Source organism: Microbacterium testaceum (genome assembly GCF_020781835.1).
Lineage (GTDB): Bacteria > Actinomycetota > Actinomycetes > Actinomycetales > Microbacteriaceae > Microbacterium > Microbacterium testaceum_H.
This window is the reverse complement of sequence record NZ_JAJGNJ010000015.1, coordinates 18201-45155: the sequence shown is the minus strand read 5'-3', so window position 1 is coordinate 45155 and position 26955 is coordinate 18201. Positions and strand designations below refer to the sequence as shown.

Sequence of the window (26955 nt, the reverse complement as noted above, 5' to 3'; positions counted from 1 at the left end):
CGCCCCCGGGGGGGGGGGGGGGGGGGTGGGTGTCTTGGGGGTGCGGGCGCGCGGGCCCCCGCCCCGGCGGGGCGCCCCCCCCCCCGCGGGGGGGGGGGGGGGGGGGGGCCCCCCCCCCCCCCCCCCCCCCCCGACCCCCGACCGCAGGAAGGAACACCGCCATGTGCCAGACCGCCTCACAGCCCCGGCAGTTCACCGCAGCCGATCCCCGCTCGGATGCCTCGCCGATGGTCGACGCCATCGTCATCGGCAGTGGTTTCGGCGGTGCGGTCGCCGCCGCCCGTCTCGCGCAGGCAGGGCGCTCGGTGCTCGTGCTCGAGCGGGGACGCCGCTTCTCGCCCGCCGATTTCCCACGGGGTGACCAGCTCTCGGACGGCTGGCTGTGGAACGCCGGACACGGCATCTACGACATCCGATGGCTGGACCGCATGCTCAGTATCCAGGCGGCAGGTTGGGGCGGCGGATCGCTCGTCTACGCCAACGTCTTCGCACGGCCCGCCGCCGAGGTGTTCGCCGACCCGCGCTGGGACGAAAGTCGCGCCCCGCTCGACCCCTACTACGACCTCGCCGCCCACATGCTCGAGGTGTCGCCTGTCACCGCCGACCCCGCCACCGGCGACATCCCCGGCCGCGTGACGGCGCTCGAAGGCCTCGCCGCTCGAATCGGTCGCCCCCGAGGCACCATCCGACCCAACCTCGCCGTCAGATTCACGGACGACCCCGAGGCGACGGTCACCAACCGATACGGGGTTTCCCAGCGCGGCTGCTCGTTCTGCGGCGAATGCGTCGTCGGATGCACGCGGGGTGCGAAGAACAGCCTCGATCTGACCTACCTCGCCCTCGCCGAAAGACACGGCGCACGAGGAGTCACCGGCGCCGAGGTCGACCGGATCGAACCGCTGGACGACGGCTACCTCGTGAGCTGGTGTGAGCACGGCACAGGGCAGCGACGGCAGAGAAGCGCACGGTTGGTGATCGTGGCGGCCGGCGCTGTGGGAACAACCGAACTCCTGCTTCGTCAACGTGACGTCCTCCGCACCCTGCCCCGCCTGTCGCCGCGGCTCGGCGAGGGGTTCTCCGGCAACGGCGATGCCCTCACCTTCCTCAGCCGCCCCCAGCGAGACCGTGGCGAGCAGCGCGGCCCCACCATCACCACAACCACCATCCTGGACGTCGAAGAGGACGGCTCACCGGTCTGGTTCCAGGTGCAAGACGGTGCCGTCCCCGAACCGCTGACCACGCTGCTCTCGAACGTGATCCGCGAAGCGCTGCCCGGCGGCACGCGTCACCACCGAACCGCGGCGCGTCGGCGACGCGACACGCTCGCGCTCCTGCTCATGGGCCGAGACTCCGCAACCGGCAGACTCACGCTGGACCGTCGTCACGAGGCCACGGTGGCATGGGACGCGAAAGCGAACCGGCGCCTCACCCGCGCACAGTCTCGGGTGGGAAAGGTCGTCCGGCAGCACCTCGGTGGCCGCGCCTACGCCAGCCCCATCTGGTCTCTGCTGCGCACCCCGATCACCGTCCACCCCCTCGGCGGGGCACCCCGGAGCGACCACGCCCAGGACGGCGTCATCGACCGGTACGGCAACGTACACGGCTACCCCGGGCTGGTCATCCTCGACGGTGCCGCCGTTCCCGCCGCAACCGGCTCCAACCCGTCCGCCACGATCCTCGCCCTCGCCGAACGCAGCATCGAGCACACCATCCGCACGACCGGCACACCCGACTGGCGCGCCCCCGAATGGGACGAGGTCCGCCCTACCCCCGCCCCCGAAGACGAAGCGTTCGCCGCCATGGCACAGCTCAGAATCCGTCACGCAGGAGACGGACTCCGCTTCCGGGAACGACTCACGGGCACCGTCCAGCTCGGCCAGCAGGTGCAGGCGACACTGCACCTGGCGGCCGAGATTCCCAGCTGGGATCGATTCCGGGCGAGCTCACGGCATCCGTTGACCATCACCGGAACACTCGACATCGCCGGGGTAGCCACCCACCAGCCGGTGCGCGGTCGACTGGAGCTCTTCCCCGACGGGGAAGACAAGGCCATGCGGTATGTGTTGGACAGCCAAGGAGACGACGACCTCCCCATCCGGCTCGTCGGCCACAAGGCGGCGCCGACCCTCCACAGCGCCTGGCGACCGCTCACCACGCTGCATCTCGAGCTCGACCTTTCACGAGCCACCGATCGGGAGGCTCGCATTGCCCTCGGGACGGCCCGCATATCCGTCATCGACGTCCTCCGACTGCTCCGCTCCGTCGAGGGAATGGCATTCACCGGAAGCCGACGGAGAAGAGTCGCTCGACGTTTCGTCGCCTTCTTCGCCCTCCGAACACTGGGGAAGGTGACCACCGGATGCCGCCGGCGCCCGCCATCTCGACCAGCCCACGACGGCCGGCGCCTCGACGAGGAGCACACGCGCCGCGGCATCCTCGGTGATCGCGTCCACGAAAGCGTGGCAGTCCGCGCGCAGGGAGCGCGGAGGCCGGTCGACTCTGCGTCTGCTCGAGCGACGACAGCGGCAGCAACCCTCTCGTGACCGGCTCGCTTTCCGCGAAGGGCACATCGCGAGGCGGGCGATGACGTAGACAGCCGCCGAGGCCAGATGAGCTCCGCCGAGCGCGGGACCGTGGCCCTCGTGGCTCGTAGGGGATTGCTGCGCACCACCGCTCGGGATTGCGCCGGAGATCCCCCCGCGAGATGGTCAGCTCTCACGGAGCGGGGGCCGACGGTGCAACAAGATCTGCTCGCTCGCAGCGACGTAGCCATGGAAAAGGTCGATCACATCGCCCAACCGCTGCTGCGCGGCTGAGCCCTCTCGCACAAGACCGCGGCCGGCTTCCAGTGCGCTCACGAGCGCACGAGTGCGTTGCTGCGAGGACGCGAGCAGAGAGTCGAGACCCCCAGCCGCCTCGATGAGGATTCGCCTGCTCCCGGGCTGAGGGAGCGAGCGCGCCAAACCCCAGGAGATCAGTTCGCGAGTGGATGTGCTGATCTGCCCTTTGCTCAGGCTCACGCGATCGGCGAGGTGATCCAGCGACACCGGGTCCTCCTCGAGAAGGAGTGCCCCGTACACCCGGCCCGTAGCCCGCGAGAGGCTCCATGACGCCATGAGGTCGCCCACCGCGTTGATGAAGTCCGCGTCGGCGGTCATCGCTGGCCCTTCAGGGAGGTGAGGAATCGCGTGATGGCCGCCGTCACCGCTTCTGGGGCGTCCTGGCTGGGGACGTGCCCGGCGCCTGGAATCAGGACCTCACCGATGCCCTCGTGCGCGGCCCAGGCGGGCATTGCCTGAGCGATATTGCCCGTACCGTCCTCTTCCCCCCGGATCAAGAGCAGCGGTACGGGCGTGCGGTATCCCGGATCCGGGGCGACGAAAGACGTCGTCGCGGCCCAGATGGCCAGAAAGTCATTCTTCGGCACATGGGAGAATGCGCGACGCAGATCCGCTTGGGCGGCGGGGGTCACCGCGGAAGCCCGTGCCATGACTCCCGGCAGCGACCCCGCAGGGATGAGCCGAAGACCGGGCGCAGCGAGCTTCAGCAACCTCCGCTCCCACCAGCTCAGGGGACCGGTATTCCACGTGGAGTCGATCACGATCAGCGCCGAGTACGCGGTCGGTCGACGACGCACGAGCTGCTGGGCGATGTTGCCGCCGAGGGAGTGCCCGATCAGCGTCGGCTCATCCAGGTCGAGAGTCCGGATGAGGTGTTCGACATCGGCAACGAACTGTGGCCCCGTGATCTCGGCCGTGTTGGGCCGAGATCGTCCGTGCGCTCGCATGTCCCACGTCACAACCCGGTGCCCATTCGCCCGCAAGGCGTCTACCTGGTCGTCGAACATCACATGGTCGGCCCCCGCACCGTGGAGAAACAGCACCGACGAACCGCTTCCGCCCCCATCGTCGACGAGCACATCACAACCACCCAACGGCACCCGGTGGGACATGTTCACCATATTCCAAATGTAGCGAACCTAGGTCCTGTGCGCGCTGGAGGATGCCGTTCACGTGCTCAGGCGCGCCGCGCGCGACGCTGGCGAGCCCGGCGGGGGAAGATCCGTCGAGCCATCCGACAGGAGGCTCGCCACGGGTGCGTCAGATGTCGGGGCTGGTGAGGTACCGCTGCAGCGTGGGGGCGATCGCGGCGATGAGTTCGTCACGGGGCATGTCCACGAGCATGGGCACTCGCAGGATGTACCGGGCGACGGCGACCCCGAACAGGTGGGATGACGTCAGCGCGATGCCTCTCATGCGGCCCTCCCGTCCGGGTGGGAACGGCGTCGTCTGCTGGACGCGGCCGCCGATGACGTCGAGCAGCATGCCGATGCCGTGGGTCGACGTGATGGCGGTGCGCACGAGCCCCTCGAAGATCGGGCGTGTCTGCTCGTCCTCCCAGAGCGAGAGGTAGGTGTCGGCGACCCGCACGCCGATACTCTCCGGCGGCCCCGCGAGAGCTTCCGCGATCCGCTGCGGAATCACGGTGCGGTCGGCCACCGTGGTGGCGAACAGCGCCTCCTTGTCGCCGAAGAAGTGCCGGATGAGGCCCGGGTCGACCCCGGCTCTCGCGGCGATGGAGCGGACCGAGACGGCTTCGAACCCCTGCGCGGCGAACAGGTCGCGAGCGGCATCCAGGATCGCCTCGCGCGTGCCGCTGCCCGCGCCTCGCCGCCCGGGGGAGCGCTGCGGAGGGGTGTCTTTCGCCGTAGTCATCGCCTGACTCTACCCCGCGAGGAATTAATTCCCCACGCGAGGAATTACTGCGCTACGCTGTCGTCGCATCGACGAAAGGACGCGCCATGACCAGCAATCCCGTGATCGACGTGACGTCGCTCACCAAATCATTCGGGCGCTTCCGGGCGCTCACCGACATCGACCTCGAGGTGCGCGCGGGGGAGGTGCATGGGTTCCTGGGCCCCAATGGCGCGGGAAAGTCCACGACCATCCGGGTCCTGCTCGGGCTGCTGCGCGCCGACGGCGGTTCCGCGCGCGTGCTCGGAGGCGACCCGTGGCGGGATGCCGTGGCTCTGCATCGGCGTCTGGCGTACGTTCCCGGTGACGTCTCGCTCTGGCCGAGCATGAGCGGGGGTGAGGCGATCGACTTGCTGGGCGCACTTCGCGGTGGTCTGAACGAGTCGCGCCGGAAAGACCTCGTCGAGAGGTTCGAGCTGGATCCCACCAAGCGCGGGCGTCAGTACTCGAAGGGGAACCGGCAGAAGGTCGCCATCGTCGCGGCTCTCGCCTCCGATGCCGAGCTGCTCATCCTCGACGAACCCACGAGCGGGCTCGATCCCCTGATGGAGGCGGTGTTCCAGGACGTCGTGGCGGAGGCGAAGACGCGCGGAGTGACCGTGCTGTTGTCGAGCCACATCCTCGCCGAGGTCGAGACCCTCGCCGACCGCATCTCCATCATCCGTGCCGGTCGCACGGTGCAGACGGGGACCCTGGGGGAGTTGCGTGGTCACGCCCGCACGGCGATCCACGCCACCGTCGCCCAGCCGCCGAGCGCGGCGGCGCTCGCGCTCCTCCACGACGTCCACGTCGAGGGCTCCCACCTGCGCGCGACCGCGGACGCCGCCCACATCGGTGAGGCGGTCACGGCGCTCGCTTCGGCCGGCCTCTCGGCGTTGACCGTCGAGCCGCCGTCGTTGGAGTCGCTCTTCCTGCGCCTGTACGAGTCCGAACCCGAGGCGGAGGTCGCGCGATGAACGGCACGGTCGCGGGCACCGGTCCGCTGCTTCGCGCTTCGATCCGCTACGACGGGCGCCGCTCCTTCGTCCCGTGGACGGTGGTGGTGACCGTGCTCGCGGCATCCTCGGTTCTGGTCTTTCCGTGGATCTTCCCCGAGGAGGCCGACCGCGCCGCGCTGGCGACGGCCGTCGGCGCCAACCCTGCCCTGAGCCTCATCCTCGGGCCGGCGTTCGATCTGACCACCAGCGATGGCTTCGCCGCGTGGCGATCGTTGGCGCTCGGGGGCTTCCTCGCCGCGTTGGGCGCCATCTTCACGGTGGTGCGGGCGACACGCGAGCAGGAGGACTCGGGTCAGGCGGAGCTCCTCGCGTCGGGTGTGCTGGGCCGGGCGTCGCGTCTGCTCACCGGGGTGGCGATGGCGGCGATCGGGTCGCTCCTCGTCGGGGTCGTCGCCGCGGGTGCCACCGTGGCGTGCGGGGGAGATGTCGTGTCATCGCTGCTGCTCGGCGCGACGTTCACCGCGACGGGGTGGATGTTCACCGGCGTCGCGGCGGTGGCGGGGCAGGTGGGGTCGGAGGCGCGCACCGCGAGCTCGTTGGCGGTCGGGGTTCTCGGCGTGCTGTTCGTGCTGCGCGGGTTCAGTTACGCGGTCGAGGCGCCCGAGTGGACGCTGTGGGCGAACCCCCTCGGGTGGATGACGGAGACGCGACCGGCCAGCGGCGATGACGCGTGGCCGTTGGTGTGGGCGGTGGTGTTCGCGGCCGCGTTGGTCTCGGTGGCGTTCGCGCTGCAGGCGCGTCGGGACTTCGGGCAGGGGGTGATCGCGCCGCGGCCCGGCCCCGCGCGGGGGCGTGTCCGCTCGACCGGAGCGCTCGCCGCGCGGATCAACGCGCCGTCGGCGGTGGTGTGGGTGGTCGCGTTCCTCGCGCTCGGGCTCGTCTTCGGGTACTTCGTGACGTCGATCCAGGATCTGCTCGGCGACAATCCCGCCGTCGCGCAGGTGCTCGCGGCCGGGGCCACCACGTCGGACGAGCTGGTGTCGGCGTTCCTGCTCACGGTGGTGAGTCTCCTCGGCATCCTCGCCGCGATTCCGGGTGTGCAGGTCGTGCTGCGGATGCGAACCGAAGAGGTGGCGGACCGCGCAGAGCCCGTCCTCGCCGCGGGAGTCCACCGCTCGACGTACCTCGGGAGCAACCTCGTGGTGGGGCTCGGTCTGTCCACCGCGTGCGTCGTGCTCGCCGGGCTCCTCGTGGCGGTTCTGGCGGCGGGCGCGGACATCGGGATCACCTTCGGGGATGCCATCCAGCAGTCGCTCGTGTCACTGCCTGCGGTGTGGTCGCTCGTCGCGGTCGCTGCGGTCGTTTTCGCGGCGCGACCGCAGGTGGCGGTGGCCGCGTGGGTGGGTGTCGTCGCCGCGTTCGGCCTCACGATCCTGGGACCGACGTTCGATCTCAGCGATGAGGTTCTGGCCATCAGCCCGTTCTGGCACATCCCGGTGATCGAGGAGGGGGCCGACCTGACCGGCGTGTTCGGAACCGTCGCCGTGGTCGCGCTGCTTCTCGGGCTCTCGTTCGCCGCGTTCCGGAGGCGCGATATCGCTCGGTGAGCGGTGCCGCGCGGAGTCGGGGGCGGGGCGGGGAGAGCCGACTAACCGCGCCCTTCGTTCCTGCGGCGTCGGAGCTTGAACAGCTCGCCCGTCCGCACGATGCGCAGCAGGGTGACGAGCAGGAGCCCGCCCGCGAGGTTCAGGCCCAGAACGGGCAGGAACCACAGCAGCCAGTCGAGGTAGGTGATCGGCGCCCCGCTGATGATCGCGCCGAAGGCGAACAGCGAATCCAGGATCGAGTGGAACAGCTGAAAGCCGGCGAGGACGAATCCGCCGGCGATGGCCGCCACGATCTTGGCGGGCTCGGATTCGGTGCCGGCTTGCATCCTCGTCATGAGCGTGATGACGGCACCACCGAGAATCGCCAGGGCCGCGAACTCGAGGCTGAAAGGCGCGTCGACGAAGTGCTGTGCGGTTTCGGCGAGCAGCGGATGCCAGTCGGGAAAGGCCGCGACGATGATCGCCATGATCAGCCACCCGCCGATCAGGTTGGACAGCAGCGTGCCGCCCCAGAGCTTCAGCATCTGCGCCGCGGTGCCCTCGCGGGCCACGAGCGCGGCGACCGGCATGAGGAAGTTCTCGGTGAAGAGCTCGCTGTGGGCGAGGAGCAGGGCGATCAGGCCGACGCTGAAGCCGAGCCCCGCCAGCAGATGGTCGCCCGTCTCGTGAAGGATGCCGAGGTAGACGAGCACACCGATGCCCACCTCGACCCCGCCGAGGAATCCGGTGACGAGGGTCGCGCGGAAGGTCCGGTGCAGCCGCTCCGCGCCCTCGCCGACGACCTCCTCGAACTCGACCTCGATCTCTTCCTCGACCGCCGCGTCGTTGGAGCCGTCCTGGCGTCGTTGCTCTGCACGTGCTTCGCGCGATTGGCTCATCGGGCCATCCTCGCAGTCGCACGTCGCGGTAGGGCCGCGGGGGCACCCGCCGCCGCGCACCGCTCGCGACAACCCCGTCTACGGCACCCAGTACCCCACCGTGCAGAGCAGTCGCGTTTCGTCGTCGGCGTCCGCAGGCGGCTCGATGGCCGGAGGGAACACGCCCCACTGCCGCCACTCGTCGGCGTGCGGCACGACGTGCTCGTCGAGTCCGGCGATGAGCTCGGGGGAGAGGTGGTACGGGATGCCGAAGTGCTTCGCGATCGACCAGGCCTGGAACGCGCGATACATCGACAGGTGTGCGAAGCCCTCCGCCGCCGGGTAGTCGCCGTAGGTGAACCGGAACGTCTCGGCGAAGTCACCCGCGCGCACCGCGGCCGTCGCGGCGTCGTTGAGAGCGTCGTAGGAGGCGATCGGGTCGTCGCCGAGGAGGTCGGCGTCGACGAACGGGTCGCCGTCGGCGACCGCGCGGCCCGCGATCACGTCGGGAATCCACGCCTCGTCGTAGGCGTGGCATCCGATGATGTCGACCAGCGTGGGCGACGGGAGTTGCGTCCACTCCTGCGGCGCGGGCGCCGAGAAGTCGGCGGGATCGATTCGGTCGATGACGTCGCGCAGCGCGGCGTCGGAGTGAAGGAAGAGTTCGTCCGGTTTCATGGCGCCGACCGTACTCCCGGGGGCCGACACGGATCAGGCCCCGGGAGCACGTCGCTCCGCGCTCGCCGCGGGCGAGGAGAGTCGGCATCTCCGGCGGAGTCGCGAGGAATTGGCATCCCGAATCATGTTCTGTGCGGGATGACGAGGGCAACGACCGTCAGGCGGCGCTCGACCTGCTTGACGCGGTCGCCTCGCGCGAGAAGATGCTCGTCCCCAACATGGGTGGGCACACGTACGCCCCGGCGTTCCGCGACACCGTACACCGCCGAATCTTCGCCTGTGCCGGGGACCGGCGACGGGGAGCGGGAACGGTGGCGAGGAAGGTTCCCGTGAGCCGACGCGGTGGTGGCGAGCGCCGACTGCGCATACCAAGCGCCAGGGCAACATCGGCAATAGGACTTGAGGTCGTGGCTGGGGGATCAGGCAACGAATCGGTAACGACCTTTTGCGTCAACGCGTTTGACGCTCCTACGGTCACATCAAACGTTTGACGCGGGTTCTCGCCGTAAGCGTCAAACGATTGATGTCGAAGGAGCCGTCGTGATCACGTTGAAAGACCTCGCTGCTGCGGTGGGCGTATCGCCCTCCGCCGTGTCGCTGGTGCTCAACGACCGCCACGCCGGCCGAGTGAATGCGACGACAGCGGCCCGCATCCGTGTGATGGCTGCAGACATGGGGTACATCCCCAACCAGCTCGCGCGAGGACTCAAGACCAAACGCACGCACACGATCGGGGTGTTGTCCGACCAGGTCGCCAGCGTGCCCTTCGCTGGGCGGATGCTTGAGGGGGTGCAGAGCGAGGCATGGGACAGCGGTTACCTCGCGATGATCATCGACACCACCGATCGGGCCGAGATGCTCGACCAGTCGTCGCGCGCTCTGCTACAGCGCGACATCGACGCCGTGATCGTCGCAGCGCAGTTCCATCGTCAGGTCGATCTCCCCGTCATTCCGCCGACCCTGCCGGTGGTGGTGCTCGACGGGTTCGCCGCCGCTGACGCCGTGGCGGACGGCGTGGTTCCCGATGAACGCGGCGCCGCCTTCGACGCCACGACCCACCTGATCGGACACGGCCACACGCGCATCGCGTTCTGCACGGTGCAGAGCGGAACCTTCGTCGCCACGGAACTGAGGCGCGCCGGATACCAGGATGCCCTTGACGCTGACGGCATCGTGGGCGACCCGTCGCTCATCGTGGATCTGCCCGAACCCGCCACCGCCGCGGCGTATGCGCCGGTACGACGGCTCCTCGAGCGTTCCGACCGGCCTACCGCCGTGTTCTGCTTCTCCGACCAGATCGCCTTCGCGGTCTTCCAAGCGGCGGCCGACCTCGGCCTACGCATCCCCGACGACCTGTCTGTCGTGGGCTTCGACGATCAGCGGTTCATCGCCGATGCCCTGCGACCGGGGCTCACGACGATGCGCCTCCCCCATCACGACATGGGCGCATGGGCGGCCCGCCGGGTAATCGACCGCATCCACGGCAGGGTGTCGGCGCCGCCCGGCGTGACGACGTTGTCATGCCCCCTCATCGAGCGCGGGTCCGTGGGTCCTCCGCCCCGAACCTAGCCACGACCCCGAACCGTCCGACCGTGCACGCGCATGGCCGGTATCCGGCGCGCCCGCGGAACGCGGCCGCCCCCATCAGAGGAGAGAAATGAAAGCGACCAAGCGCAGTGCGGCGCGTGTCGGACTCGGCATCCTCGCCGCGACCGTCGTGTCCGTCTCACTCGCCGGATGCGCCGGCTCCGGCGCCGACTCCGGCGACAACACCTTCACGATCCTGCAGTACGAGAACCCCGACTCCGCTCAGGGACAGGGCTGGGCGCTCGCGCTGGAGTTGTTCAAGGAGAAGCACCCCGATGTCGAGGTGGACTATCAGACCACCAGTTTCGACGCTGCCCGCCAGAACTCGAAGATCACGCTCACCGGCGGAAACGTCCCCGACGTCATCGAGTTCAACAAGGGCAACGCCGATGGGGGCCAGCTCGCGGCACAGGGACTGCTCGAGCCGCTCACCGACGTCGTCGCCGAGCGCGGGTGGGACGAGAAGATCACCGGCGCCATGCAGGCCTTCGCCCAGTACGACGAACAGGGACTGGCCGGATCGGGCGACTGGTACGGCATCCCGAACATCGGCGAGTACGTGATGTTCTACTACAACAAAGATCTGTTCGCGCAGGCGGGTATCACGGAGGAGCCGACCGATCTGGCGAGCTTCGAGGCGGCCATGGACAAGTTGGTCGCCGCGGGAATCACGCCGATCTCGTCGTCGGCGGCCACGAGCCAGGGCTTCAACCAGATGTGGGTCTGGTACTCGCTCGTGTCGGCGGCCGCCGACCGGAAGTCGATCGACGACTTCATGTTCCTCCGTGAGCCGGTCGATTTCTCGGCAGCGCCCTGGATCGACGGGGCGAAGAAGTTCGAATCGTGGATCGACAAGGGCTATGTCGGTACAGAGCTCGGCGGACTCAACTTCGAGCAGGCGACCGTCAACTTCTTGAGCGGCGAAAAGGCCATGCTGATCTGGAACCAGGGCGAATTCGCGCGCATTCGCGAGCAGGCACCCTTCGAGTGGGGCTACTTCACGCTGCCCGGCGCGAACATGCAGATGGGCTCGAGCGGCCACCTGTGGGGTGTGCCCGCCAACGCGACCAACAAGGAGCTCGCGTACGACTGGATCGACATCACCCTCAGCGAAGAGGTGCAGAACAAGATCGGCCAGCTCGGCGGACTTCCGCTCGCCGGTGACGCCTCCACCATCGAAGACCAGTTGACGCGCGAGTACACCGAGCGCTTCAACGAACTGCTGGATGCCGACACCCTGAGCTTCTACCCGGACTACCCCGTGCCCGGCTTCCTCGACTTCATCCAGTCGGGGATGCAGGCGATGTCCAACGGCAACACCTCCGCCGACGAGTGGACCGCCAACCTGCAGAAGTTCTATGACGAGGGCCGCGAGACCGCGCTCGCCGGCTGACCCCCGGGCCCGCCCGCTGGCGCGGGCGGGCCCCCTTCCCGGAGACACCACACCATGAGCGACACAAAGCGCGCCTCCTTGGAGCGACGGGGTACCTACTGGCTCTACCTCTTACCCCTGGCAGCCGGGTTCCTCGTCGTCGTCGCGGCGCCGTTCGCGATGAACGTCTACACGAGCCTTTTCCACTGGAAGGGCGGGCAGAGCCCGATGCGGTGGGCGGGGCTCGAGAATTACGCGACCCTTTTCGCGGACGAGACGTTCTGGCGCTCTTTCCAGAACAGCATCGCGATGATCGTCGCCATCACCGTCATCCCCACCCTCATCGGCATCCTGCTGGCCGCCCTCCTGTTCGACTATCTGGGGCGCCGCTTCGGCGATCGCGCGATCGCCGTGCTGCGGGCGACGTATTACCTGCCGCAGATCCTGCCGATCGCGGTCGCGGGGTTCATCTGGTCGACGATCCTGAATACGCAGCAGGGCTCTTTGAGCGTGCTGCTCGAGAGCATCGGGATCGCGTCGCCGCCGGACTGGCTCGGCGACCCCGCGATCGCGATCTACTCGGTCATGCTCATGCTGGTCTGGCTGCAGATCGGCTACCCGGTCGTCATCTTCATGTCTGCTCTGCAGCGCGTCGACCCGGAGTTATATGAGGCGGCGGAACTCGACGGTGCCGGGTGGTGGCGGCGATTCCAGGCGATCACCGTTCCGCAGATTCGCCCCGAGATCTTCGTCGTGGTCCTGACGGCGACCATCGCCGCGCTGAAGGTCTTCGCTCCGATCCTCATCCTCACCGGGGGAGGGCCCGAGAACTCCACCGTGGTGCCCTCGTACTACGCGTACCGCAGCTTCTTCGAACTGTCCCGCGTGGGCTACGGCTCCACCATCGCCACGGTCATGTCGGTCGTGATCTTCATCGTCGCCGCGGTGATGCTCACCTGGCAGCACCGCGAGAGCCGGAAGGAACGCCGCTGATGTCGGCCACCATCACTCACCGCACCCCTCGCCGGAGCCTTGCGAACTGGGCGATGCTCGTCGTCGCCGGCATGTGTTCGTCGCGGGCTGTCAACCGAGGGGTTTCTTTCCGCGGAGCAGGCGCTGGTCCTGCAGACGATTAACGGGTTGCGGGATGCCGCTCAGCATCACCTGTTGGAACTGTCGGAGGGCCAGCTTTACGTCCACGCGCAGTCCGGGGTTACGTTGTTCCGAGACCTCCTTCGTGCGGTGTTTGACGAGAATCTGGCCACTCTGCTTCCAGAGCGTGCCCTGCCGATCTCGACCATTGCGCCGATCGACCCGATCACGATGTTCGCCGAAGAGGTCGAAGAGGTGCGACGCCTGCTAGCACCTGGCCGCCGGAGACGCGCAGAAGCCGCTGCGAAGCTTCGCGGGCTTGCGATCGTGAACGGCGCGCTGGAGGGTGAGTTTATTCAGCCAAGCGAGAGGCAGTTGTCCCGGCTTGGTGAGAGGCTGATGTCAGGTTCGAGCTTCGATGACCTCTTCCCGGGAATTTCTGTCGTCGCGTTCAACGCCGATGGAGAGGGCGCTGACGTCAGCCTGCGCATAACAAAGAATGAAGGGATCCCGGTTCACTTGGTTCCTGAAGGAACCTCTGCCGGTGGTGTTATCGCAGTCAAACGGGTCGATGAGCTCGGCTTCTACAACCTTTCACACAGCGATCTTGCGAGGAAGCTCAAGCTCTCGCCGATCAAGACGACCGCAGCGATCGCGGTTTTGGATCTCAAAGACGATCCGGACTGCTCGAAGGCCTTCAAGATTGGGCGCTCTGTGTTCCAGCGCTACTCGCAGAAGTCGATTGAGCGCATCAAGACACTTATGGAGGATCGCGGCGTCGACGATGTGTGGGCCCAGTACCGGGAGTTGCGGGCGGCGAAGCGAAAGCAGTAGAGCAGCTGCGGCGTGGTTTGCGTTAGGAGCCTGCGTGCGTGCGTGGCTCCCTTTGCTATGGCGTATAAGGCCGAAGGGTCGCAACACCTGCGGCAGGTGTTGCCCTCGCGGGTGCGGCATCGGCTGGATTCGGTCGAGGTGTCGGCGGTGGGCAGCCAGGGGAGGCGCGATCGCTTTCATGTCCCTCGGCATGTTGCTCCCGCTCGCGCGGGCGGTTCGCGGCTGGGTCGCGGTGCGCTACGACTGCCTGCCGCGGAGCGGGGGCGAGGCCCAGCCTCGGCGGAACGAGCCCGACCACCCCGTGGCATCGGATGGCCGCTGGTACGTGCTCGGGCGGGATCTCGAGCGGGATGAGTAGCGGGTTTGCTCGGCGGATCGTTGCGACCCCGAGTGGCTCAAACGGTGCTCCGCCCGTGCCACGGGTCGTGCAGGGCTGTGACATCGGCGCATCCGTTCATGGGGTCGCGCACGAATGAGGGCTCTGCCGCGGGAAAGTGCCGTTCCACGAGCCGGCGCGGGACGTGCTCCCCTTTGCGGGCGACGGCACCGTCGCCGCAGTCAACGACGAGTGCGGCATCCTTGAGGCGGGGCGTGGTGGTGGGGTGCGCTCGCCGCATCGTTCGGGAGGTTGATAGCGATGGAGGTCTTGAGGCGGCCGGAGCTGGCGGGGGCGTTCGTGGTGTAGGCGACGCACTTCGCATGGGCAGGCTCTTTCGCGGAGGAGTCCCGGCGAGGAAGCTGACGGGATGACCCAACCCCTCCGCTATGGCATCAACGTCTCGCTCGACGGGTGCGTCCACCACGAGGCGGGCCTGCCCCCGGACTCCGAGTCCATGGCGTTCTGGACAGACGAGCTACGCCGCTCCGACACGCTCCTCTACGGGCGCGTCACGTTTGAGCTGATGGAGGGCGCGTGGCGGCGGCCCGCGTCGGGACAGTGGCCCGACTGGATGGATGCCAGCGAGGTCGCCTTCGCGGAGGTGATGGATCCGATGCGGAAGGTCGTGGCATCCACCGCCCTCGACACAGTGGAGTGGAACGCCGAACTCCTCCGCGGGGACCTCTTCGACGCGGTGCGGCGGCTCAAGGAGCAGCCAGGGCGGGGGATCTCGCTCGGGGGCGTGCGGCTGCCGGTGGCGCTCGCCGCGGCGGGGCTCATCGACGAGTACACGTTCGTCGTGCATCCGGTGATCGCCGGTCGCGGACCGCGGCTGCTCGACGGCGTGGAAGTGACGCTCGAGCTGATCGAGCGGCGGGAGTTCCGGTCCGGGGTCACGGTGCAGCGGTACCGGCCCGCGGCGTAGCGGGGGCCCCGCGCACCGTGCCGTGCTGCGAGCCCGGGATGGAGTACGCCAGGCCGAGCGCGCGCCCCGCCATCTTCCCCAGCTAGTCCGTCGTGCTCTCGTCGATCACCCACATGCGACGCAGGGGGATGGTCTCCTTGATCGCGTCGGGCATGACCTCGTAGTGCTTAAGCAGTCGGTCGACGATCTCCTCGGCATCCCATACCGCGACTCGAAGGCGCTGCGCGTCGACCTTCGCCTGGGCTTGCGCGGTGAGGCCGCCCATCGCGACGAGGAGGCCATGGTCTGCCTGATGCTGGCCGACCACACCTCCAAGTTGGTCGAGAACCTCGGACCCGACGCGGCTGGTCTGCGACTTCACCTGCACGATGATGGTGGGTGCGGAAATGCCGAGGACTCCCGAGCCGGCGATGATGTCGATGCCGCCGTCCGCCCCTTTCGGCGGGACCTTGCAGGTCATGCCCTCGGCGCGCAGGATCTCGGCGACGAGATCTTGGAGCGCGTGCCCCGCGAACTTCTCCTTGATCAGGGTGAGTATCCGGTCTCGCGAATAGCGGATGATGTCTTGGCCGTTACTCGCGATCGCTTCGTCCGTATCGACGACGTCATCAGCCGTCTTCGACATTGCCAACGAGACCCCCGGTCGTGCGCCAGGGTCGGTTTCTGCGCCCCGCAGCACCCTTCCCAGCCGGAAGGCCGCGTCATTTCGACTGATCTGCACAACCGTGCTGAAGGCACCGAGCGAGTAGAGCAGATCCTGGTTGATCGCTGCCCGTGCCACGTCGGGACGCTTCCAATGGACGGCTCGAACGTGGTTCAGAACGCCGGTCCCGGGCAGATATTGGTAGGGGCCGGTCACGACGCCGAACGCGAGCCGGCCCACGCTCTTGAGCGGGAGCACGACGATATCGCCGATTGACATCCGATTCGCGAAGGCGTTGAGCTGTGCCGCGTAGTTGCCGACCGCTTTCTCGCCCTTCTCGGGCATCGCCGGAGAGACAAGCGCCCGCATGGCGGGCAGGTCCTTCGCCACGGACAGGTCGCCGACCTCGCTGAAATCGACCGCGGTGTAACCTTTCTCAAGCATCCAGCTGTCGAACGCGTAATTCTTCGATCCCCGAACAAGCCAAGCCCTCGGCTCCGTCGTCCCCATTGTCCGAGCTTATCGACTGCGTCGACGAGCCCAGGGGAGTGCGGCGCGGGCGAACCCGCACCGCACTACGCCAGTCACTCTGCGGCGACGGACACACTCCACGTCACGCCGAACCGGTCGGTCAGCATCCCGAACCCGGCGCTCCACGCCGACGCGGCGAGGGGCTCGATGATCGTGGCATCCGCCGCCAGGGCATGCCAGTAGCCCTGCAGCTCGGCGAGCGTGGGCGAACTGATCGAGACCAACAGGGCCTGTTCGGTGATCGTCGTGTTGTTCTCGCGGCGGGTGGAGCCGCCGGCGATGCCGCCCTCGGTCTGGTCGGGGATGTCGTACGCCATGAGGTGGAAGCCGTGGTCGGCGGCGACGAGGCCGAACACGACCTTGTCGGCGCTGGGGATCTCGGCCGGCATCCCGAAGTCGGCGTACGTGTTGATGATGGAGTGGCCGCCGAAGACGGACTGGTAGAACTCCCGCGCCGCTCGCGCGTCGCCGCGTCGACGGGGCGATGGCGGGTTCAAGTGCCGAGTCGATGAGGCGCGCTGCCGACGTCTACTTCGCCTCGCTTTCGATGAACGGGGGCACTCAGAATAAGTTCTGAACTATACTGGCTTCCATGCTCACCGCGACCCGCCCGTCCCATGCATTTCAATCTTCCGAACTGAGTCGGAATGCGCGAGAGGTGTTCGCTGCGGCCGAGGACCATCCCGTCGATGTGACTCGACGGGACGGCGAGGATCTGGTGCTGATGAGCCGTCGCGAAGCCGACTCGCGATCCAAGCTCCTTCAGCTCGCAGGAACGCTCATCGCGGTTGCCACTGATGACGAGGGCTCGCTTGTCGAGCGAATGGCGAACCACCTCCCCTGGATGCTTGCCCTGAAGCCCAAGGACCAGGAGCAGTGTGCTCGAGAACTGCTATCGGCCGCGCGTGCGTCATTCGCTACAGGTCAGGCCCACCTGGCCATTGCTGAACTGACGGCATGGTACGAAACCGCGACGGCACTCGCCGCTGGTCTCACCCTCTCGGACATAGAACCCTTCGACCAGCCGATTGCTGCGGAGCCGATGGACGCGGAGACCGCCGTCTGAGATGGCGGCGGCAAAGTCGAAGAAGTCACCCAAGACCAAAAGCGTCCCAGAGCCGCTTCGGTCACACGAGTACGCCATCTTCTACGGCGACGAGAAAGCCGCTCGGGGGTGGAGGGATCTCAAAGCGACGATCCCCGGTCCCCTCGCGACCGTTCATGCGTTCCTGACGCGGTCGCCGCAGAGCGTCACGCCAACGAACTACAGACTGAAGGCGGAACTGTCGACCTGGCGAGGCCCAGATGACCGCGTGCATGACGTTTGGCAGCACAAGCCCACCGCGCAGGGAACTGCCCGAATCTGGTTCTACGTGGACGGACGAATGGTGGTTCTCCTCAAGGTCTTCACGGCTCATCCCAACGCAACGAAATAGTGGCCGCCGGGACGCGGAGAAAGTAGGGCGGTTTCCGCCCTAGACCGGAAACACTGTGGATGCCATGACGACGACCGCGCGGCTGCTCACCCTTCTCAGCGCAGCGACCGGAAGGTCTGGCGGATGTCGTCGACGAGCAGCTCGGGCTGCTCGAGCAGGGCGAAGTGCCCGCCGCGGGCGACTTCCGAGAAGTGCACGAGTGAGGGGTACCGACGCTCGGCCCAGCGACGCGACCGACGGACGTACTCGCCCGGCATGACGCTGAGTCCGACGGGTACGGTCAACGGCGCCTCGATGGTGCCGGGGCTCGACCAACCGCCCCGGCCGGACTCCCAGTACATCTGCGCGGCCGAGGCGCCGGTGTGCCCGGCAGCCAGTACAACATCACGTCATCGATCATCTCGTCGAGCGAGAAGAGGGCTTCGGCGTCGCCGTGCTCGTGGTGCGAGCCGCCCACGTCCTGGAACATCGCGTAGATCCATGCCGCGAGTCCGACGGGGGAATCGGTCAGGGAGTACCCGATGGTCTGAGGGCGAGTCGCCATCTGCTGCGAGTAGGCCGACAGCGTCGTCGCTCGTCATCAAGCGCCGGTCTGCATTGTCGACACGAAGTACAAAGTGCTCACTGACGGCACGGGAGCGCCGCAGAGCGGTGACGTCTATCAGATGGTCGCGTACGCCCTGGCGTTGAACGTTCCGACCGCGCACCTAATCTACGTTTCGGGTGATGTGGTCTCACGGACGATCGCCGTGCCGGCGGCGCGTGTCGACATCTGCGTGCACGCAATCACGCTAAGTGGCGATGTCATGGCGCTTGAGGGAGAGATGGTGCGGTTGGCGGAAGCAGTTGGGCGGTGACCGTGACGGCCAGTGCGGCGGAGCGTCCTATTCCTCGTCTCAGACCAGGTGATCGATTCGAGACGAAGTGCGGACCAGGGCGTGTTGCTAAACGCTGGACGGAGGCGTGTGCGTGAGCCTCGAGTGAATACGCGCTGTGAGGGCTCGGATGAGGTGTGAGCTGTGACTGGCCCGTTGTTCCCGGTGGCGAAGTCGACGGGTCGTCCGCCGGTGGATCGGCGCATCTGACCCTCAATATGAACGCGAACGCCGTGAATGTAAAGCTTTAGCTCTCTGGTTCCGGCTTGATCGCGTCGGCGGCTTCGTCAAGCTGCTCCAACATTTTTTGGGGGTCTCTCACGATGTCGTCGTCGAGCCGCTTCAATGCGATGTCCCTTGAGTTCACAACACGAGCGCGAGCGTGCGTGTCACCATTCTCGTCTTCCCATTGAACGTACTGGAGCGGTTCGGATTCGAAAGAGAAAGACTTCAGGTGCTTCGTCTTCTCGGCAAGGTTTGCGACCGACTCCATGTGAGTCGCCGTGTTCTCCGCCTGAAACTTTTCGGTCGTCGCCCCTTCAACAAGGCCGACTAGCTGCATGGCGACAATGCGGGCTTTCTTTTTATCCGCCATCATCTTGGTCCACTGCTTGAATTTGATCCAAACAGAACCAGGTTCAGCTTCGACAACTTCGACGCGTTGCACGCCCAGGTGTCGAACGAAATCACGGTAGGCCGCGATGACATTGAGGACTTCTGCGGCATCCGACGACGCAATGTACATCCGGCCCTCGACGGCATGAAGGGTATTCTCGACTGTTGGCGTAGGTGCTTTGGTGCGAGACGAGGCGGACTGCCTTTCATACATCCGCTTACCAACACCAAATCGATAGCGCCTAGCTATTTCCACCGAGGCATCCACCTTGACGAGGTTTCCATCAATTCGAACGTAAAGCTGGTTGCCTCTGCGAATGAGTTTGGCGTCCTCGCTCGGTCCCTTCGCCACCCCGGCCCGCTGGTGATCCTCAGGTGTGTTGTCGGCCATACGAGCACTGTAACGACAGCCAGGCCTTGAATGAGGGCAGATCGTGTCGCTTCTTCACTAGATTGAGGTGATGTCCGCCACGCCCTACCCGAGCCCAGTTCTCGTCGGGGTGATCACTTCTGCCGATAGCGCTCCGTGGTACGGCGTCCCGGCCGTGGCCGGCGTCTTCCTCTTACTTGGTGGCTACCTCACCTACCTGCTGAACCGAGTCAACGAAAAACGACGCATCAAGACGGAACGTGACAACGCGCTAACTGAGGAGCTGATGGAACACGCGGCCGAGCTGATCGCCCTCGGGCGTGAGTTCAGCGCCCTGGGCCAGAAGACCATCTCGACGTCGCTCCCCGAGTTCTTCCCCGAGTTGGTCGAACGGAGCACCGATCTCATCGGCAGGCACAGCGTCGTATACAACCGCTTTCGCCTGGCGATGCCTCAGAGCATCCAGAAAGCAGTCGTCGCTTACTCGACCGCATGCATCGCACTGACGGTGCCCCCGTTTGACAAGCCTTCGATGACGATGCGACTGGAGCTCCACGTCCGGACCGAGCAGGAGCTTGTCAACGCGCTTCGACGGCTTCGGGGCCTAACTGACCTGGAGACCACTGAGGCCAGGGGAAGCCAACAGCGCAAGGAGTCGTTCGCGGACCGTGCATCGGCGGAGATGATCAGGACGCTGGAGGAGCATTCGGTCGATGTTGCGAACGACACCGAGGAGGACCTACGGCGGCCTCGGGACAATCGCCCTGACGAGCGCAGAGCCCAGTAGTCGATGCCGATAGGTTGAGCGAGTGCCTGCGCCTACGCCCACTCTCACGCCTACGCCCGAACCGTTCCTCGTCAAGATGGTCTCTGATGGGGCAACTTTTGGGACTCTTCGTTTGTCGGCGTCCTGGGGGCGCTTGTAGGCGTCGCCATCGGTGCGCTGCTCACATTCTGGCTCGGTTGGTTACAAGACGCGAGGACAGCTAAGAGAGACCTCTCCCGGCGGTACCTCGATGAGATCAAGACCAGCAGTGCCGTCATCGTGCGGGCCGCAGCCGACGTGATCTACCACCTTATTGAATGGGAATCGCTACTCGCGCAGGACTCACTCTCTCAAAGACGGAGGAGCACGCAGGACGCTCTTGGTAAGTACCCCGATGTCCTCGTCAAAGGTTGGGATGCCATTCGACAGTCCTCCTACGAGTACCAATTGATCGCTCCGGCGAATCTGCGAGACCTAGCGAGCGCTATAGAGGAAGCCGCTCGTCAGGCGACCTACGCAGAAAACGACATCAAGAAGGTTCGCGCAGCAAAGGCCGTTTTGACGGAGGCGACTGACAATCTGAGAAGAACAGTAAGAGGCGTCCTGGGTGTACCGGAAACGAAAAAGAGCGCTTCTGAGAGCGCTCCTGAGAGCGCTCCTTCTGAGTGAAGTGAGGGCGAGGCGCCCGCGGCCGCGGTGCCGCTCGACGTTCTGCTGACGCTGGCGCAGGCGGTGCGCGACCGGGTCACGCTGCGGTTCGATTACCTGCCGAGGGGCGAGGGCGACCCCCAGCCGCGACGGGTCGAGCCGCACCACCTCGTCACCTCGCACGGCCGGTGGTACCTGCTCGGATGAGATCTCGACCGCGACGACTGGCGACTCTTCGCCGCCGAGCGGGTGCGCCCGCGCGTGCCGCACGGTGCCCCCTTCGTGCCGCAGGTTGTGCCCGGGGTGACGTCGACGCCTTCGTTTCGGGCCGTTTCAAAGGATCGGATGCTCAACGAGTGCCCGTGCCGTGAAGCCGTCGTCCTGCACGCGTCCGCGCATCGCGTCCGGTCCTCCCCAGCGATGGAACGGTCACGGCGGTCGGTGACAGCCGTTGCACCATTGAGGCGGGATCGTGGTCGTGGTGTGCGCTGGCGGCATCCTTCGGTCGGTTCGAGGTGGCGATGGAGGTCATCGGGCCGCCCGAGCTAGCGGAGGTGTTCGCGGCGCACGCGGAGCGATTTGCGCGCGCAGGAGGAGGCTCTTCCGCCGGAGGGGGCAGGCGAGGAAGCTGAGGCAATGCCCCAACCCCTCCGCTATGGCATCAACGTCTCCCTCGACGGGTGCGTCCATCATGAGGCGGGCCTCCCACCGGACGCCGAGTCGATGGCGTTCTGGACCGACGAGCTGCGCCGCTCCGACACGCTCCTCTACGGGCGCGTCACGTACGAGCTGATGGAGGGCGCGTGGCGTCGACCCGCGTCGGGCCAGTGGCCGGACTGGATGGATGCCAGCGAGGTCGCCTTCGCGGAGGTCATGGATCCGATGCGGAAGGTCGTGGCATCCACTTCTCTCGACGCCGTGGACTGGAACGCCGAGCTCCTCCGGGGCGATCTCGTCGAAGGGGTGCGGCGGCTCAAGGAGCAGCCGGGGCGGGGGATCTCGCTCGGGGGTGTGCGGCTGCCGGTGGCGCTCGCCGCGGCGGGGCTCATCGACGAGTACGCGTTCGTCGTGCATCCGGTGATCGCCGGTCGCGGCCCGCGGCTGCTCGACAGCGTGGAGCTGACGCTCGAGCTGGTCGAGCGGCGGGAGTTCGGTTCGGGAGTCACGGTGCAGCGGTATAGGCCCGCTCACACTCCCGGGACCAGCACCTCGGCGAGGTAGGCGCGCAACCGGGGAACATCGATCGTCAGTGTGCGCCAGACGCGGTGCGGATCGAGGTCGTCGTACTGGTGAGCGGCGAAGTTCCGCATGTCGATGATCTGCCGCCACGGCTGCTCCGCGAACCGCTCGCGTATGGCAACCGGGATCTTCGCGACACCCTCACCGATACGGATCAGCCCCATCTCCGCCGCCCACTGCGCCTGGACGTCCTTGAGAAACGAGCTCTTGCCGCCGGCCACGATCTGCGCGATCACGTCACAGACCGCGACGACTCGAGCCGCGGCATCCCGAGCCTTCTGCGCCTCAGCGGTCACACCGGCACCGCTTCTCGCAGGATGCGGTCGCGAAGATCACCCCGAAGAGCGTCGGATGCCACGACGTCGACCTCCGCGTGCAGGAGATCTGCGAGGGCGAGGCGGAGCCCGATTTCGTCGAGCAGTCCGGCCTCGGGCGTGAAATCGACGAGGAGATCGATGTCGGAGAACTCAGTGGCCTCGTCGCGGGCAACGGATCCGAAGACGCGGGGGTCGGTGGCGTGATACTCCACGACAATCCGACGGATCTCGTCGCGGTGGCGGAAGACCCGGTCGCGGAGGTTGCCCGCGAGCGCTCGCCGAATGCGGTCGAGAACCTCGGCGCTCGGCTGGCGGCGACCGTTCTCATAGGCCGAGATGTTCGGTTGCGGCACCTGAGCGGCACGGGCGAGTGCGGCCTGGCTCAGGCCAGCCGCTCGTCGTTCCGCGCGGATGTCCACATCGACAGAATACCGCAGGGGTTATCGCCGTCGATATGTCCGCGGGGCGGTGCCACCGTGGCGACCCCGCCCCGCGCGGTCTTCAGGACCTAGCGCGCGCGGCGCGTGTGGTCGGTGCAGCGCACCCGGTCACTCCGCCACGACCGAAACACTCCACGTCACGCCGAAGCGGTCGGTCAGCATGCCGAACCCGGCGCTCCACGCCGACGCCGCGAGGGGCTCGACGATCGTGGCATCTACCGTCAGGGCATCCCAGTAGCCCTGCAGCTCGACGAGCGTGGGCGAACTGATAGAGACGAACAGCGCCTGGTCGGTGATTGTCGTGTTGTTCTCGCGCTGGGTGGAGCCGCCGCCGACGATGCCGCCCTCCGTCTGGCCGGGGATGTCGTATCCCATGATGCGGAAGCCGTTGTCGGCGGCGACGAGGCCGAACACGACCTTGTCGGCGCCGGGGATCTCGGCCGGCATCCCGAAATCGGCGTACGTGTTCACGACGGAGTGCCCGCCGAAGACGGACTGGTAGAACTCCAGCGCCGCACGCGCGTCGCCGCGGAAGTTCAGGTGAGGGGTGGTCTGCACGGACATGTCTGCTCCTTAGGTCTCGGGCCGGATCGGCTCGTAAGACCACCCTCGCAACCGTCTAGGTCGGTTTCTGTCCTAGACCGGAAATACCCTGGATGCTATGACCACGACATCGCGGCTCCTCACCCTGTTGTCGCTGCTGCAGACGCGGCGCGACTGGCCGGGGTCGCTGCTCGCCTCGCGGCTGGGCATCAGCGATCGCACAGTGCGGCGTGACGTCGATCGCCTTCGCGAGATGGGCTACCGCATCGAGGCGACGATGGGCCCGGACGGCGGGTATCGTCTCGACTCCGGCGCCGAGCTGCCCCCGCTGCTCTTCGACGACGACCAGGCGCTCGCCGTGGCGGTGGCGCTGCGCACCGCACCGGCGCTCGGGGCGGGAATCGGCGAGGCGGCGATCCGCGCGCTCGCGACGATGCGCCAGGTCATGCCGTCGCGCCTTCGGCACCGCCTCGACACCCTCGAGGTCACGACGGTCGCGCGGCCGGGGGAGGTGGCATCCGATCCGATCTCACTCGACGTCCTTGTGACGCTCGCGCAGACGATCCGCGACCGGGTGACGCTGCGGTTCGACTACGGCGCGGACTCCCCGCGGCGGGTCGAGCCCCACCACCTCGCCGTCTCGGACGGCCGGTGGTACCTCGTCGCGTGGGATCTCGAGCGCGACGACTGGCGGATCTACCGGGTCGATCGCATCCATCCACGCATCCCCCACGGCGCCCCGTTCACCCCGCGCACGGTGCCGGGCGGCGACGTCGACGCGTTCGTCTCGGCCCGGTTCAAGGGCGCGGATGCCAACGCCTGGCCGTGCCGGGGAACGGTCCTGCTGCACCTCCCGGCGCGCGACGTGCTGCCTTTCGCCGGCGACGGAACTGTCACGGCCGTGGACGAGCAGAGCTGCACGCTCGAGGCGGGATCGTGGTCGTGGGGAGCGCTCGCCGCGTCGTTCGGGCGGTTCGAGGCGGCGATGGAGGTCGTCGGGCCGCCGGAGTTGGCGGAGGCGTTCGCGGTGCAGGCGGAGCGGTTCGCGGGGGCGGGACGACGCTCCGGGAATCACGGCGCCAGCGAGGTGCACGCGTAGTCGCGTCCTCGTCCGCGCCGTCTGCCCGCGGACGAGGACCACGACGTCTCTCAGGCCGCGGGGGCGACGAGCTTCGTGAACGGCATGGCGGGACGCACCTTGCGGTCGGCGAACTTCCACGCGCCGTCCTCGCGCACGAGCTCGTCTTCGTAGACGCACACCGTGCCGTCGACGACACCGTTGTTCTCGGCGAAGAAGAGCAGGTACGCGGTCTGGGTGGCGGTGTCGCCGTCGACCTCGATGAGCTCGTTCATCGTCAGGTGGCGCATGGCGCCGAACGTCGCCCGGCAGAGCGGGACGAACGCGGCGAGCTCGGCGTGGCCGCGCGGGGTCTGGCCGGGGATGAGGGCGTGGAACACGCCGTCCTTCGAGAAGGTCGCCGCCCACTCCTCGGGCGTTCCTTCGTCGACGGCGTAGTTGTAGCGCGCGCCCAGGGCGCGGATCTCCTCGATGGACTCGACGAGCGAGGGCGAGGAGGTGTCGGTGATCGTCATCGTGGCTCCTTGACTGCGGGGTGGGGGCTCGGGAGTGGCCCGGGTGGCCTCAGTCTGCGCCGGGCGTTCGGGGCTCGACATGTGCGAGGGCGCACCGCCGATCAACCACCGTGCACGGGGCCGCGCCGCTACGCGCGCGAATCGAGGCGGGCCCACACCCGCTGGAAATGCGACGAGTCCGCGAACCCCCACCGGCGTGCGAGCGCCGAGGGGCTGGCATCCGGAGTCGCCCGCACGTCCACCGCGCACCAGAGCGCGCGTCGATCCATCACGGTCTGCATGAAGCTGCGCGGCTGCCCGGCGAACAGCTGATGGAGCTTGCGCACCGAGATCCCGAAACGTTCCGCGGTGTCGGCCGGCGTGACCGGACCCACCCGGATCGCGGTGTCGACGTGACGCAGAATGCGAGAGCGCAAGACCTCGTCCGACGAGACGTCGGCGGTGCTCTCGGCGCCGGCGGCGAGCAGCCGTGCGAGCGCACCGAGGATGCCGGGGTCGTCGCGCTCGGCGGGCCGCTCGGTGTGCAGGGCGACCAGAAGATCCGCCGCGATCCGCGCGCGGTCCCCGCGCGCGACCCACGGCTCGGTGTCCGGCGCGCACCATGGTTCCAGAACGAACGCGGGCAGTTCGGCGCACAGCGCACGAGCGGCGACACCGGGAGCGACCGTCAGCGCCGAGTCGGGGGGAACGACGGCCATCTCGCCCGCACCCAGACGGATGGTCGCGGCACCCGTGCGGACCTCGGTCTCGCCGTGCCACGCGAGCACGACGACATGGATGCCGGAAGTCGACATCGGAGTCGACGCCGTGATCATGCGCGTCTCGAGCGTCCGCACGGCCGCCACGGGCGGGGACATCACGCCGCGAGCCGGGTGCGGCGGTAGTCGCCCGGTGCGCGACCGGTGTGGGCGCGGAACGCGCGGTGCAGGTGGGACGTGTCCGCGAAGCCCCACGTCGCCGCCAGCTCGGTGAGCGTGGCGCGGCTGCCGGCATCCAGGTCGCGGGCCACGGACTCGACCCGCATCGCGAGCACCGTGCGACCGAACGAACGATCCGTCTGCTCGAAGAGCTGGTGCAGCTTGCGGACCGAGATGTGGAACCGTCGGGCGACGTCCGCGGGCTCCACGGGCCCGTCGCCGAGGGCGTCGCGCACGTACGCGCAGATGCGTTCGCGCAGCTGCGCGTCGACCTCGGCGTGCGACGGCATCCCCCCGGGGGTTCCGGATGCCGCGGCACCGAGCAGGAGCAGGAACGCATCGACGAGCGCCTCACGTCGGTCGTCGGGAGTGTCGTCGCCGCCACGGGCCAACCCGGTCATGACACCGGCGAGAAGACGCCCCGCCCCAATGTCGGCCGCGAGGCGCATCGAGGTCGGTGCCTGCGCCACCATCGCGGCATCCCGCGCGGGGACCCGCACGGACACGGCATCCCAGTCGTCCGTGTACGTCAGACGGAAGGGGCGGCGTGCGTCGAAGATCCCGATCGTCGCGGCACCGAGGTCGCACTCCCGACCCTCCTGCTCGCCGACGCAGCGGCCGCGGACGATGAGGTTGACGAACCACACCTCCTCGTCGCTGCGGCGCACCTCGGCCGCACCGTGCACGTTGTGCTGAGCGCTCGAACGGATCGTCGCGATGTTGAGCGGCCCGAGCGGCTGGGTCGTCACGTCTCCCCGCAGCAAGGCCCCGCCACCCCAGCGCCCGCCGTCGACCGGCTCGGGTCGCAGCGGAGTGAACGCCGTCGTGAGGGTCTCACGCCAGAAGGCGTGACGTTCACGCGGGCGGATGTCACGCAGGCTCCATGTCGAGGACACGGGCGGCCACCTCGCAATCACTCCACAGACGTCGTCGGTTCACACCATCGCATCCGACCATCACGCGCGTGTTTCCACGGGGTGGGGGAGCGTAAACGACTTC

General features: G+C 67.6%; 30 protein-coding genes and 2 pseudogenes. 15 read left to right on the top strand and 17 right to left on the bottom strand.

All coding sequences use genetic code 11. The annotated features are described in order from the left end of the window. Positions 1–161: 161 nt before the first annotated feature. Positions 162–1676: pseudogene (locus tag LL239_RS18170) on the top strand (GMC family oxidoreductase N-terminal domain-containing protein); the annotation flags it as partial. Positions 1677–2177: 501 nt separating this feature from the next. Here LL239_RS18170 and LL239_RS18165 read toward each other — a convergent pair. The 4 genes from LL239_RS18165 to LL239_RS16570 all read right to left on the bottom strand — a co-directional run bounded on the left by LL239_RS18165 (position 2178) and on the right by LL239_RS16570 (position 4715). Beyond that, positions 2178–2570 carry a hypothetical protein gene (locus tag LL239_RS18165; RefSeq protein ID WP_374197644.1) on the bottom strand — a complete coding sequence of 131 codons (393 nt, stop codon included), beginning with the start codon at positions 2568–2570 and terminating at the stop codon, positions 2178–2180. 138 nt (positions 2571–2708) lie between these two features. After that, positions 2709–3158: a GbsR/MarR family transcriptional regulator gene (locus tag LL239_RS16580; protein WP_228164494.1), complete on the bottom strand. Its 450-nt coding sequence runs from the start codon at positions 3156–3158 to the stop codon at positions 2709–2711. After that, entirely contained in the window at positions 3155–3961 is an 807-nt protein-coding gene (locus tag LL239_RS16575) for an alpha/beta fold hydrolase (RefSeq protein ID WP_228164493.1), read from the bottom strand. Before LL239_RS16575 ends, LL239_RS16580 begins: the two co-directional genes overlap by 4 nt. A 139-nt stretch (positions 3962–4100) precedes the next feature. Then, positions 4101–4715 (bottom strand): TetR/AcrR family transcriptional regulator, encoded by a 615-nt coding sequence (locus tag LL239_RS16570; RefSeq protein ID WP_228164492.1) that lies wholly within the window; start codon positions 4713–4715, stop codon positions 4101–4103. Between the two features lie 86 nt (positions 4716–4801). Between LL239_RS16570 and LL239_RS16565 the strand changes: the two genes are divergently transcribed. Then, on the top strand, positions 4802–5710 hold the full coding sequence (locus tag LL239_RS16565; RefSeq protein ID WP_228164491.1) for an ABC transporter ATP-binding protein: 909 nt from the start codon (positions 4802–4804) through the stop codon (positions 5708–5710). Then, complete coding sequence (locus tag LL239_RS16560; RefSeq protein ID WP_228164490.1) at positions 5707–7299, top strand: ABC transporter permease; 1593 nt, start codon at positions 5707–5709, stop codon at positions 7297–7299. Before LL239_RS16565 ends, LL239_RS16560 begins: the two co-directional genes overlap by 4 nt. Before the next feature lie 41 nt (positions 7300–7340). Here LL239_RS16560 and LL239_RS16555 read toward each other — a convergent pair whose 3' ends face one another. Further along, positions 7341–8177, bottom strand: coding sequence for a formate/nitrite transporter family protein (locus tag LL239_RS16555; RefSeq protein ID WP_228164489.1), 837 nt, complete (start codon positions 8175–8177; stop codon positions 7341–7343). A gap of 78 nt (positions 8178–8255) precedes the next feature. Then, positions 8256–8834: a hypothetical protein gene (locus tag LL239_RS16550; protein ID WP_228164488.1), complete on the bottom strand. Its 579-nt coding sequence runs from the start codon at positions 8832–8834 to the stop codon at positions 8256–8258. A gap of 540 nt (positions 8835–9374) precedes the next feature. Here LL239_RS16550 and LL239_RS16545 point away from each other — a divergent pair. The 6 genes from LL239_RS16545 to LL239_RS16520 all read left to right on the top strand — a co-directional run bounded on the left by LL239_RS16545 (position 9375) and on the right by LL239_RS16520 (position 15023). After that, the gene (locus tag LL239_RS16545) at positions 9375–10403 is read left to right on the top strand and encodes a LacI family DNA-binding transcriptional regulator (protein ID WP_228164487.1); all 1029 of its coding nucleotides are present in this window, start codon (positions 9375–9377) and stop codon (positions 10401–10403) included. An 88-nt stretch (positions 10404–10491) separates the two neighbouring features. Further along, complete coding sequence (locus LL239_RS16540; RefSeq protein WP_228164486.1) at positions 10492–11814, top strand: ABC transporter substrate-binding protein; 1323 nt, start codon at positions 10492–10494, stop codon at positions 11812–11814. A gap of 54 nt (positions 11815–11868) precedes the next feature. Then, on the top strand, positions 11869–12786 hold the full coding sequence (locus LL239_RS16535) for a carbohydrate ABC transporter permease (RefSeq protein WP_228164485.1): 918 nt from the start codon (positions 11869–11871) through the stop codon (positions 12784–12786). Positions 12787–12960: 174 nt separating this feature from the next. Beyond that, entirely contained in the window at positions 12961–13719 is a 759-nt protein-coding gene (locus tag LL239_RS16530) for a hypothetical protein (RefSeq protein ID WP_228164484.1), read from the top strand. A gap of 190 nt (positions 13720–13909) precedes the next feature. Beyond that, on the top strand, positions 13910–14077 hold the full coding sequence (locus tag LL239_RS16525; protein ID WP_228164483.1) for a WYL domain-containing protein: 168 nt from the start codon (positions 13910–13912) through the stop codon (positions 14075–14077). A gap of 388 nt (positions 14078–14465) precedes the next feature. After that, the gene (locus tag LL239_RS16520) at positions 14466–15023 is read left to right on the top strand and encodes a dihydrofolate reductase family protein (protein ID WP_228164482.1); all 558 of its coding nucleotides are present in this window, start codon (positions 14466–14468) and stop codon (positions 15021–15023) included. Positions 15024–15105: 82 nt separating this feature from the next. Here the strand turns inward: LL239_RS16520 and LL239_RS16515 are convergent, their stop codons facing one another. Both LL239_RS16515 and LL239_RS16510 read right to left on the bottom strand, forming a co-directional pair. Further along, entirely contained in the window at positions 15106–16176 is a 1071-nt protein-coding gene (locus tag LL239_RS16515) for a restriction endonuclease (protein ID WP_228164481.1), read from the bottom strand. A 74-nt stretch (positions 16177–16250) separates the two neighbouring features. Then, on the bottom strand, positions 16251–16694 hold the full coding sequence (locus LL239_RS16510; protein WP_228164480.1) for a VOC family protein: 444 nt from the start codon (positions 16692–16694) through the stop codon (positions 16251–16253). A 95-nt stretch (positions 16695–16789) separates the two neighbouring features. On the opposite strand from LL239_RS16510, the gene LL239_RS16505 reads away from it, so the two are divergent. Then, positions 16790–17263 (top strand): prevent-host-death protein, encoded by a 474-nt coding sequence (locus tag LL239_RS16505; RefSeq protein WP_228164479.1) that lies wholly within the window; start codon positions 16790–16792, stop codon positions 17261–17263. Between the two features lie 465 nt (positions 17264–17728). Here LL239_RS16505 and LL239_RS16500 read toward each other — a convergent pair whose 3' ends face one another. Together LL239_RS16500 and LL239_RS16495 are read right to left on the bottom strand one after the other, a co-directional pair. Beyond that, the gene (locus LL239_RS16500) at positions 17729–17917 is read right to left on the bottom strand and encodes a hypothetical protein (RefSeq protein ID WP_228164478.1); all 189 of its coding nucleotides are present in this window, start codon (positions 17915–17917) and stop codon (positions 17729–17731) included. Beyond that, positions 17914–18177 (bottom strand): hypothetical protein, encoded by a 264-nt coding sequence (locus LL239_RS16495; protein ID WP_228164477.1) that lies wholly within the window; start codon positions 18175–18177, stop codon positions 17914–17916. Before LL239_RS16495 ends, LL239_RS16500 begins: the two co-directional genes overlap by 4 nt. 46 nt (positions 18178–18223) lie before the next feature. Between LL239_RS16495 and LL239_RS16490 the strand changes: the two are divergent. Further along, a pseudogene (locus tag LL239_RS16490) lies at positions 18224–18490 on the top strand (5-methylcytosine restriction system specificity protein McrC); the annotation flags it as partial. 265 nt (positions 18491–18755) lie between these two features. Here the strand turns inward: LL239_RS16490 and LL239_RS16485 are convergent. Further along, positions 18756–19514, bottom strand: coding sequence for a hypothetical protein (locus tag LL239_RS16485; RefSeq protein WP_228164476.1), 759 nt, complete (start codon positions 19512–19514; stop codon positions 18756–18758). A 70-nt stretch (positions 19515–19584) separates the two neighbouring features. Here LL239_RS16485 and LL239_RS16480 point away from each other — a divergent pair, with 70 nt between their 5' ends. From LL239_RS16480 to LL239_RS16470, 3 genes are all read left to right on the top strand, one after another. Continuing rightward, positions 19585–20280 carry a hypothetical protein gene (locus tag LL239_RS16480; protein WP_228164475.1) on the top strand — a complete coding sequence of 232 codons (696 nt, stop codon included), beginning with the start codon at positions 19585–19587 and terminating at the stop codon, positions 20278–20280. A gap of 675 nt (positions 20281–20955) precedes the next feature. Continuing rightward, entirely contained in the window at positions 20956–21114 is a 159-nt protein-coding gene (locus LL239_RS18090) for a WYL domain-containing protein (RefSeq protein ID WP_228164474.1), read from the top strand. A gap of 429 nt (positions 21115–21543) precedes the next feature. Beyond that, positions 21544–22128, top strand: a complete 585-nt coding sequence (locus LL239_RS16470; protein ID WP_228164473.1) for a dihydrofolate reductase family protein — start codon at positions 21544–21546, stop codon at positions 22126–22128. Here LL239_RS16470 and LL239_RS18085 read toward each other — a convergent pair. The 3 genes from LL239_RS18085 to LL239_RS16455 form a co-directional block, all read right to left on the bottom strand. After that, the gene (locus LL239_RS18085; protein WP_228164472.1) at positions 22095–22442 is read right to left on the bottom strand and encodes a HepT-like ribonuclease domain-containing protein; all 348 of its coding nucleotides are present in this window, start codon (positions 22440–22442) and stop codon (positions 22095–22097) included. The two genes, LL239_RS16470 and LL239_RS18085, sit on opposite strands and share 34 nt — an antisense overlap. Next, a complete protein-coding gene (locus tag LL239_RS16460) occupies positions 22439–22882 on the bottom strand; it encodes a helix-turn-helix domain-containing protein (RefSeq protein ID WP_228164471.1) in 444 nt (147 codons plus the stop codon). Before LL239_RS16460 ends, LL239_RS18085 begins: the two co-directional genes overlap by 4 nt. 129 nt (positions 22883–23011) lie before the next feature. Beyond that, on the bottom strand, positions 23012–23467 hold the full coding sequence (locus LL239_RS16455) for a VOC family protein (protein ID WP_228164470.1): 456 nt from the start codon (positions 23465–23467) through the stop codon (positions 23012–23014). 97 nt (positions 23468–23564) lie between these two features. Between LL239_RS16455 and LL239_RS16450 the strand changes: the two genes are divergently transcribed. After that, positions 23565–24545, top strand: a complete 981-nt coding sequence (locus LL239_RS16450) for a helix-turn-helix transcriptional regulator (protein ID WP_228164469.1) — start codon at positions 23565–23567, stop codon at positions 24543–24545. A gap of 50 nt (positions 24546–24595) precedes the next feature. Here LL239_RS16450 and LL239_RS16445 read toward each other — a convergent pair whose 3' ends face one another. From LL239_RS16445 to LL239_RS16435, 3 genes are all read right to left on the bottom strand, one after another. After that, positions 24596–25039 (bottom strand): nuclear transport factor 2 family protein, encoded by a 444-nt coding sequence (locus LL239_RS16445; RefSeq protein ID WP_228164468.1) that lies wholly within the window; start codon positions 25037–25039, stop codon positions 24596–24598. A gap of 128 nt (positions 25040–25167) precedes the next feature. Continuing rightward, a complete protein-coding gene (locus LL239_RS16440) occupies positions 25168–25899 on the bottom strand; it encodes a hypothetical protein (protein WP_228164467.1) in 732 nt (243 codons plus the stop codon). Then, positions 25896–26852, bottom strand: a complete 957-nt coding sequence (locus LL239_RS16435) for a helix-turn-helix domain-containing protein (protein ID WP_228164466.1) — start codon at positions 26850–26852, stop codon at positions 25896–25898. The genes LL239_RS16440 and LL239_RS16435 overlap by 4 nt, the downstream gene beginning before the upstream one ends. Between the last annotated feature and the right edge of the window lie 103 nt (positions 26853–26955).